The following is a 9,062-nucleotide window of genomic DNA, read 5'->3' on the forward strand; positions in this document are numbered from 1 at the left end:
GGCTGTTTTGATCGATCGAGCACCGCTGCCGGTGCTCGTTTTGCAGGGACAGCCACCTTCAGAGCAGACCCCATGAAACGCCTGCCACTCGACGACAGCTTCAAGGTCAATCACAACCCGGTCACCCTGCGCGAAATCGTGCTGGAGAAACTGCGCAGCGCCATCATGAACTTCCAGCTCCTGCCGGGCGACCGCCTGGTAGAACGCGACCTGTGTGATCGCCTGGGCGTCAGCCGCACGTCGGTGCGCGAAGCCCTGCGTCACCTGGAGTCCGAGGGCCTGGTGGAGTTTGCCGATGCCAAAGGCCCGCAGGTCGCGATCATCACCCTGGCCGACGCGGTCGACATCTATGAACTGCGCTGCGTGCTCGAAGGCTTGATCGTGCAGTTGTTCACCCTGCGCGCCAAGGCCAAGGACATCAAGGCCCTGGAAAAAGCCCTGGAGGAGAACCGCAAGGCCCTCAAGGACGGCGAACTGCAACAGGTGATCGACTCGGTGCAAGGCTTCTACGACGTCTTGCTCGAAGGCTCCGGCAACCACGTGGCGGCCACGCAACTGCGCCAGTTGCAGGCGCGTATCAGCTACCTGCGCGCCACCTCGGTGTCCCAGGAAAACCGCCGCGGCGCCAGTAACCAGGAAATGGAACGCATGGTCCAGGCAATCAAGAGCGGCGACCCGCTCGCGGCGCACCAAGCCTGTGTCGATCACGTGCGCGCAGCCGCTGCCGTGGCCCTGGATTACCTCAAGCGCAAGCAGGAAGAGACCGGCAAGATTCCAGAGATCACCCTGCCCATCGCGCTCAAAGAACCGCGCATAGGCCACTGACCATGTTCAGCCCAAGCTATTGCCCGAAATGCGGCGGCAGTGACCTCGGTCGCCAGTTGCCACCGGGCGATACGCATGAGCGCCTGATGTGCCGGGGCTGCGGCTATATCCACTACATCAACCCCAAGATCATCGCCGGCTGCATCATCGAGCAGGACGGCAAATACCTGCTGTGCCAACGGGCAATCCCGCCCCGTCCCGGCACCTGGACCCTACCGGCCGGCTTCATGGAAGGCGGCGAGACCACTGAACAAGCCGCGTTGCGCGAAGTCTGGGAAGAAAGCGGCGTGCGCGCGGAAATCGTCTCGCCCTACTCGATCTTCAGCGTGCCGACGATCAGCGAGGTGTACATCATCTTCCGCGCCATCGCGCTGGAAATCACCGGCCAGTTCGGCCCGGAAACCCTCGACTACCGGTTCTTCGCGCCCGAGGACATTCCCTGGGACAGCATCTACTACCCGGCGATCCGGCAGATCCTCGAACGGTATATCGAGGAACGCCAGGCCGGGGTGTATGGCATCTACATCGGCAATGACGACAGCGGCAAGATCCACTTTATCCGCTGATCTCACAGCCAAACACCGGACCAAATGTGGGAGGGGCGGTGCGACGATTCGACTTGCCCCCGATAGCAGTGTGTCAGCCGCTGAATAAGGTGACTGACCCACCGCCATCGGGGGCAAGCCCCCTCCCACACTGGACCGCTGTTGGCAGGTAGAAAGCAGCCCGGCGGTAGATCGCATGGATACCACCAATCCCCTGTGGGAGATGTCGAGCTTTAGCGAGGCTTCGAAGGCGGCGGTACTGTTGGCAGAGATGTTGGCTGACACACCGCCATCGGGGGCAAGCCCCCTCCCACACTGGATCGCTGTTGGCAGGTAGAAAGCAGCCCGGCGGTAGATCGCATGGATACACCAATCCCCTGTGGGAGATGTCGAGCTTTAGCGAGGCTTCGAAGGCGGCGGCACGGTTGGCAGAGAGGTTGGCTGACACACCGCCATCGGGGGCAAGCCCCCTCCCACATTTGGTCCTATGTTTGGCCTGATGACCTAAGGCGCCAGCCCTTCCACGATGACGATCTGCGCCACCCCCGCCCCTTCACGGTACCCCTTCGCCTCCTGATAGTCAGCAGACTCGTAGCACGCCACCGCCTGCTCGTAGCTATCGAACTCGATCACCACATTGCGCTGCCGTGCCGGCCCGCCTTCCATCGCCTCGCTGCGCCCGCCCCTGGCCAGGAACCGCCCGCCAAACTTGGCAAACGCTGCCGGTGCGCGTTGGGTGTACTGCGTGTACTGCTCTGCGTCGGACACATCCACATGGGCAATCCAGTAAGCCTTCATCGTGACATCCTCTTGTTGCGTTTTTGTGGTATACCATAATACATACAACCAACAAAACGAGCACACTGACATGCCCTTCAACAGCATCGCAGACATCATCGAAGACTATCGCCAGGGCAAGATGGTGCTCCTGGTGGACGACGAAGACCGGGAAAACGAAGGCGACCTGTTGCTGCCCGCTGCCTGCTGCACCGCCGAGACTATCAGTTTCATGGCTCGCGAAGCCCGTGGCCTGATTTGCCTGACCCTGACCGACGAACATTGCCAGCGCCTGGGCCTCGAGCAGATGGTGCCGAGCAATGGCAGCGTGTTCAGTACGGCGTTTACCGTGTCCATCGAAGCCGCCAGCGGCGTGACCACCGGCATCTCTGCCGCCGACCGCGCGCGCACCGTGGCGGCGGCCGTTGACGTCAATGCCGGGCCAGCCGACATCGTGCAACCGGGGCATATCTTCCCGTTGCGCGCCAAGGACGGCGGCGTATTGACCCGCGCCGGCCACACCGAAGCCGGCTGCGACCTGGCGCGCCTGGCCGGGCACACACCGGCCTCGGTGATCGTTGAAGTGATGAACGACGACGGCACCATGGCGCGCCGCCCCGACCTGGAAATTTTCGCGCGCAAACATGGGATCAAGATCGGCACCATCGCCGACCTGATCCACTACCGCCTCAGCACCGAGCGTACCGTGGTGCGCATTGGCGAACGGGATTTGCCCACGGTGCATGGCACGTTCCGCCTGATCACCTTCGAAGACCGCATCGACGGCGGCGTGCACATGGCAATGGTCATGGGCCAGTTGCGCCGCGATACCCCTGCGCTGGTGCGCGTGCATGTGATCGACCCGCTGCGCGACCTGGTCGGCGCCGACTACAGCGGCCCGTCCAACTGGACCCTGTGGGCCGCGTTGCAACGCGTCGCCGCCGAAGGCTGCGGCGTGGTGGTGGTGCTGGCCAACCATGAGTCGTCCCAGGCGCTGCTGGAGCGTGTGCCACAACTGACCCAGGCGCCACGCCAGTTCAACCGTTCGCAGTCGCGCATCTATTCGGAAGTGGGTACCGGGGCGCAGATCTTGCAGGACCTCGGCGTCGGCAAGCTGCGTCACCTCGGCCCGCCCCTCAAATACGCCGGGCTGACCGGCTACGACCTGGAGGTGGTCGAGAGCATTCCCTTCACCGAATGACGGATAACCGGTAAGGCAAAATGCTTGCACAAAGTTTGGAATACCATAATATGATATTCCATAGACCGAACGCTTTCGCCAAGTGCGCCCGCCAGGGATAGCACCAATAACAGCCCTTGGCACGGTCGCCTTTTGGGGCCCCGACTGAGGCCCTGATTGACCTACTGCTCCCGATAGGCGGGCATTACCAGCCCGCTCAATAACAAAACAAATGAGGGCGTGAACATGGTGTTGAACAAACGTACAACCGCGGTGCTGTTTGCCGGTTTACTGGCGACGGCCACCCACGCGGCCCTGGCGGCCGAAAGCATCAATTTCGTGAGCTGGGGCGGTAGCACCCAGGATGCGCAGAAGCAGGCCTGGGCCGACCCGTTCAGCAAGGCCAGCGGCATTACCGTGGTCCAGGATGGGCCCACCGACTACGGCAAACTCAAGGCCATGGTCGAAAGCGGCAACGTGCAGTGGGACGTGGTGGATGTCGAGGCCGACTTCGCCTTGCGCGCCGCCGCCGAAGGTCTGCTCGAACCCCTGGATTTCTCGGTGATCCAGCGCGACAAGATCGACCCGCGCTTCGTCTCCGACCATGGCGTGGGCTCGTTCTTCTTCTCCTTCGTGCTCGGCTACAACGAAGGCAAGCTCGGCGCCAGCAAGCCCCAGGACTGGACCGCGCTGTTCGACACCAAGACCTACCCCGGCAAACGCGCCCTCTACAAATGGCCGAGCCCTGGCGTGCTCGAACTGGCCCTGCTCGCCGACGGCGTACCGGCCGACAAGCTCTACCCGCTGGACCTGGACCGCGCCTTCAAGAAACTCGACACCATCAAGAAAGACATCGTCTGGTGGGGCGGCGGTGCACAGTCTCAGCAGCTGCTGGCCTCCGGCGAAGTCAGCATGGGCCAGTTCTGGAACGGTCGCATCCACGCCCTGCAGGAAGACGGCGCGCCAGTGGGCGTGAGCTGGAAGCAGAACCTGGTGATGGCCGACATCCTCGTCGTGCCTAAAGGCACGAAGAACAAAGCCGCCGCGATGAAGTTCCTGGCCAGTGCCAGCAGCGCCAAAGGCCAGGCCGACTTTTCCAACCTGACCGCCTATGCTCCAGTGAACATCGACAGTGTGCAGCGCCTCGACTCGGTGCTGGCGCCGAACCTGCCGACCGCCTACGTCAAGGATCAGATCACCCTCGATTTCGCCTACTGGGCCAAGAACGGTCCGGCTATTGCGACACGGTGGAATGAATGGCTAGTCAAATGAAAATGACGGCAACCACACCGACCGGGAGCGCCCTCGGCGCTGCCGGCGCGGTTTCCTCCAAGGCCGGTACGCCGTCCCTGGCGCAGCGCTGGCGGGGGTCGAGCAACCTGATCCCGGCCCTGCTGTTCCTCGGCCTGTTCTTCCTGGCGCCGCTGATCGGCCTGCTGCTGCGTGGCGTGCTGGAGCCGGTGCCGGGCCTGGGCAACTATGAACAACTGTTTGCCAACTCGGCCTATGCAAGGGTGCTGTTCAACACCTTTTCGGTGGCGGGCCTGGTGACCCTGTTCAGCCTGCTGCTGGGCTTCCCGCTGGCCTGGGCGATTACCCTGGTGCCGCGCGGCTGGGGGCGCTGGATCCTGAACATCGTGCTGCTGTCGATGTGGACCAGCCTGCTCGCCCGCACCTATTCCTGGCTGGTCTTGCTGCAAGCCTCCGGGGTGATCAACAAGGCGCTGATGGCGATGGGCATCATCGATCAGCCGCTGGAGATGGTGCACAACCTCACCGGCGTGGTGATCGGCATGAGCTACATCATGATCCCATTCATCGTGCTGCCGTTGCAGGCGACCATGCAGGCCATCGACCCGATGATCCTGCAGGCCGGCTCGATCTGCGGCGCGAGCCCGTGGACCAACTTCTTCCGGGTGTTCCTGCCGCTGTGCCGGCCGGGGTTGTTTTCCGGCGGCCTGATGGTGTTCGTGATGTCCCTCGGTTACTACGTCACCCCGGCGCTGCTCGGCGGTGCGCAGAACATGATGCTGCCCGAGTTCATCATCCAGCAGGTGCAATCGTTCCTCAATTGGGGCCTGGCCAGTGCCGGCGCCGCGTTGCTGATCTTCATCACCCTGGTGCTGTTCTACTTCTACCTGAAGCTTCAGCCGGAATCCCCGGTTGGCGCCAGCAACGCGAGGTAAGCCGTCATGCTCCTGACTCCCAATGCCATGAGCCGCAAGATGCGCTTGGGCCTCTACACCACCACCGGCTTGATCGGCCTGTTCCTGCTGCTGCCGATCGTGTTCATCGTGCTGCTCTCGTTCGGCTCGTCGCAATGGCTGGTGTTCCCGCCACCGGGCTGGACGCTGAAATGGTATGGCCAGTTCTTCTCCAACGCCGACTGGATGAATGCCGCGATGGCCAGCCTCAAGGTGGCGGTGCTGACCACCGTGTTCGCCGTCGCCCTGGGCCTGCCCACCGCGTTTGCCCTGGTGCGCGGGCGTTTCCCCGGCCGTGAGCTGCTCTACGGCCTGTTCACGCTGCCGATGATCGTGCCGCTGGTGATCATCGCCGTGGCGGTGTACGCGCTGTTCCTCAAGCTCGGCTACACCGGCACGATGTTCGCCTTTGTGGTCAGCCATGTGATCGTCGCGCTGCCGTTCACGATCATCTCGATCATCAACTCGCTGAAGCTGTTCGACCAGTCGATCGAAGACGCGGCGGTGATCTGCGGCGCCTCGCGTTTGCAGGCGGTGTTCAAGGTGACCTTTCCGGCGATTCGCCCAGGAATGGTGGCCGGTGCGCTGTTTGCCTTTCTGGTCTCGTGGGACGAGGTGGTGCTCAGCGTGATGATGGCCAGCCCGACCCTTCAAACCCTTCCCGTGAAAATGTGGACCACCCTGCGCCAGGACCTGACGCCTGTGATCGCCGTCGCTTCGACGCTGCTGATCGGCCTCTCGGTACTGGTCATGGTGATTGCCGCCGCCGTTCGCCGGCGTACCGAAACCCGCGCCTGAGCGCCGAGGAGAAGAACATGAGTGCAGTGATCAACGATGTCGCGCGAAGCCATGGCCAACCCCTGGTCAGCCTGCGCAACCTGAACAAGCACTACGGCGAATTTGCCGCCGTCGACAACATTTCGCTGGATATCAAGGACGGCGAATTCCTCACCTTCCTCGGCTCCAGCGGCTCGGGCAAAAGCACCACGCTGTCGATGCTCGCCGGTTTTGAAACACCGAGCAGCGGCGAGATCCTGGTGAGCGGCCAATCGCTGGTCAACGTACCACCGCACAAGCGCGACATCGGCATGGTGTTCCAGCGTTACTCGCTGTTCCCGCACCTATCGGTACGCGACAACATCGCCTTCCCCCTGGCGATTCGCAAACTGGCCAGTGCCGAACGCGAGAAGCGCGTCGACGCCATGCTCAAGCTGGTGCAGCTTGAGCAATTTGCGCATCGCCGCCCTTCGCAACTGTCCGGCGGCCAGCAGCAACGGGTCGCCATCGCACGCGCGCTGGTGTACGAGCCACGCATCCTGCTGATGGACGAACCCCTCGGCGCCCTCGACAAGAAGCTGCGTGAAGACCTGCAGGACGAACTGCGCCAACTGCACCGGCGCCTGGGCATCACCATCGTCTACGTGACCCACGACCAGGAAGAAGCCATGCGCCTGTCCCAGCGCATCGCGATTTTCAGCCACGGCAAGATCGTCGGCCTGGGCAGCGGCTTCGACCTCTATCAGAACCCGCCGAACGCCTTTGTCGCGTCGTTTCTGGGCAACTCCAACTTCCTCAAGCTCAAGGCCCAGGGCAATGCGGCGGCGTCGTTCGAAGGCCAATCCCTGTCGATCCGCCTGACCAGCGGGCTGCACACCGAGCAGGAGGTACTGCTGATGGTGCGCCCGGAAAAAGCCCTGGCGCTGAGCGTCGAACAGGCCACCGCACAGCCCTTGGCCGCCGGTTGGAATGAAGTGTCGGCCATCGTCGGTGAAGTGCTGTTCCTCGGCGAAAGCCAGACCTGCACGGTGAAAACCCTCGGCGGCACGTCGATGACGGTCAAGGCGCTGTCCGCCGCGGGCATGCCCCTCAAGGCCGGCGACCCGGTGCGCGTGCGCTGGGCCACGGCGGATGCGTGTGTGTATACCGAATGGGCTGAAAGCGACCTGAACAAGGCCGCCGGCGCGCACTGAGTCACCCTTGTGGGAGGGGGCTTGCCTCCGATGGCAGTGGGTCAGCCAAAGATGCATTCACTGACACTCCCTCATCGGGGCATGGGTATCTACACAATTTCCAGTGGTCTGTGGCGAGGGAGCTTGCTTCCGTGGCGGCCTTTGGGCCGACCATGTCGTTGGGTTTGACCGAGTACATATCCGTTGCTGCGGTAACGGCCGCTTATGGTTCCGCTCTTACAGCGGGTCACTTTTGGAAAGAGCCCAAAAGTAACCAAAAGGCTCTTGCCGGTATGACTCACCCACATGGGTTACAAATCAGTTCACACATAGGTAACAGTTTTTAACTGGCAGGGTCGATTTCGTGAGGATCTGACCATGCCCTGGAGAGAGCTGAAACCTATGGACCTCAAAGTGATGTTCATCGCTGAGTATCTATCTGAAAAGCACAGCTTTAGCCGGCTGTGCCAGGACTACCAGATCAGCCGAAAGACTGGCTACAAATGGGTCGAGCGCTATGAACTGGAGGGACCCAGTGGGCTCGACGAACGTAGTCGCCGACGGCACAACCAAACTTATGTGGTGCCGCTGGTTGTGAGGCAGGCAATTATTGAGCTTCGTTCGGTTGGCGAAACGATTCCAGGTCCTAAAAAGATCCAGAACGATCTGATGAAACGTTTTCCGGGGCAGGACCCACCGTCGAAAACGACGATTTACAACATCCTTAAGGCCGCTGACTTGATCACGCCTCGATCGTCGCGTCAGCGTGTCGCGGTCTATCCCAAGCCTTTGCGTAAGGCAGAAACGCCTAATCAGCTCTTCAGCGCTGATTACAAGGGCCAATTTCTTACCGGAGCGGGCGTTTGGTGCTATCCGCTGACGATCATGGATCATGCCAGTCGCTTCCTGCTTGCCTGCGAGAGCATGGCTAATACCAATCTCAAGGAGACCCAGCAAACCTTCGAGCGCGTTTTTCGTGAGTATGGAATGCCTGAGCGCATCCGCACTGATAACGGCGTGCCGTTTGCGAGTACAGGGCGTGCAGGGCTATCGCAATTGTCAATCTGGTGGTTACGCCTTGGGATTATTCCTGAGCGAATTGAGCCCGGTCGGCCAGACCAAAATGGACGTCATGAACGCATGCACCGGACATTGAAAAGCACCTTTCCCCAACCGCCGGCAATTGCTTGGGAGGCTCAGCAAAAACACTTTGATCGATTTATGCAGCACTACAATTATGAGCGAGGGCATGAAGCGCTCGGGCAGAAAACACCTGCTTCCTGCTACGTGCCGTCAATCCGGGCCTACCCAGAGAAGCTGCCGGAAATGGGGTATGCCAGCCATATTGAGTGTTACCTGGCTGACTGTAGTGGAATCATCAATCGAGGTGGCCTGCGCATTTACGTGGGTCACCTGCTCAGGCATCAGAACATTGGAATGGACCTGATCAAGGACGGGGTATGGAATGTGATCTTCGGTCCGGTGATCCTAGGTCACGTCAATGCCAGGGATGCAAAGAACGGCTATGTTTCAATCAAAGTGTCACCTATGTGAATGCACTTTTTTGTAACCCATGTGGTTG

At 61.3% G+C, this 9,062-nt stretch carries 9 protein-coding genes; 8 read left to right on the plus strand and 1 reads right to left on the minus strand.

Annotated elements, in window-relative coordinates:
- Positions 1 to 72: 72 nt before the first annotated feature.
- The gene (locus tag ACODSV_RS20240; RefSeq protein WP_024074700.1) at positions 73 to 825 is read left to right on the plus strand and encodes a GntR family transcriptional regulator; all 753 of its coding nucleotides are present in this window, start codon (positions 73 to 75) and stop codon (positions 823 to 825) included.
- A gap of 2 nt (positions 826 to 827) precedes the next feature.
- A complete protein-coding gene (locus tag ACODSV_RS20245) occupies positions 828 to 1,391 on the plus strand; it encodes an NUDIX hydrolase (RefSeq protein WP_024074699.1) in 564 nt (187 codons plus the stop codon).
- Between the two features lie 483 nt (positions 1,392 to 1,874).
- Here ACODSV_RS20245 and ACODSV_RS20250 read toward each other — a convergent pair whose 3' ends face one another.
- Positions 1,875 to 2,168 carry a DUF1330 domain-containing protein gene (locus ACODSV_RS20250; RefSeq protein WP_150056577.1) on the minus strand — a complete coding sequence of 98 codons (294 nt, stop codon included), beginning with the start codon at positions 2,166 to 2,168 and terminating at the stop codon, positions 1,875 to 1,877.
- Positions 2,169 to 2,238: 70 nt separating this feature from the next.
- Between ACODSV_RS20250 and ribBA the strand changes: the two genes are divergently transcribed.
- The 6 genes from ribBA to ACODSV_RS20280 all read left to right on the plus strand — a co-directional run bounded on the left by ribBA (position 2,239) and on the right by ACODSV_RS20280 (position 9,034).
- Positions 2,239 to 3,348 carry a bifunctional 3,4-dihydroxy-2-butanone-4-phosphate synthase/GTP cyclohydrolase II gene (gene ribBA / locus ACODSV_RS20255; RefSeq protein ID WP_069075692.1) on the plus strand — a complete coding sequence of 370 codons (1,110 nt, stop codon included), beginning with the start codon at positions 2,239 to 2,241 and terminating at the stop codon, positions 3,346 to 3,348.
- Positions 3,349 to 3,573: 225 nt separating this feature from the next.
- The gene (locus ACODSV_RS20260) at positions 3,574 to 4,599 is read left to right on the plus strand and encodes an ABC transporter substrate-binding protein (RefSeq protein WP_024074696.1); all 1,026 of its coding nucleotides are present in this window, start codon (positions 3,574 to 3,576) and stop codon (positions 4,597 to 4,599) included.
- Positions 4,596 to 5,513, plus strand: coding sequence for an ABC transporter permease (locus ACODSV_RS20265; RefSeq protein ID WP_190301005.1), 918 nt, complete (start codon positions 4,596 to 4,598; stop codon positions 5,511 to 5,513). The genes ACODSV_RS20260 and ACODSV_RS20265 overlap by 4 nt, the downstream gene beginning before the upstream one ends.
- A 6-nt stretch (positions 5,514 to 5,519) precedes the next feature.
- Positions 5,520 to 6,329 carry an ABC transporter permease gene (locus ACODSV_RS20270; protein ID WP_150055832.1) on the plus strand — a complete coding sequence of 270 codons (810 nt, stop codon included), beginning with the start codon at positions 5,520 to 5,522 and terminating at the stop codon, positions 6,327 to 6,329.
- Between the two features lie 17 nt (positions 6,330 to 6,346).
- Positions 6,347 to 7,501 carry an ABC transporter ATP-binding protein gene (locus ACODSV_RS20275; protein ID WP_024074694.1) on the plus strand — a complete coding sequence of 385 codons (1,155 nt, stop codon included), beginning with the start codon at positions 6,347 to 6,349 and terminating at the stop codon, positions 7,499 to 7,501.
- Between the two features lie 357 nt (positions 7,502 to 7,858).
- A complete protein-coding gene (locus ACODSV_RS20280; RefSeq protein ID WP_150295833.1) occupies positions 7,859 to 9,034 on the plus strand; it encodes an integrase core domain-containing protein in 1,176 nt (391 codons plus the stop codon).
- Positions 9,035 to 9,062: the final 28 nt, after the last annotated feature.

It is taken from the genome of Pseudomonas sp. FG86 (genome assembly GCF_057808775.1).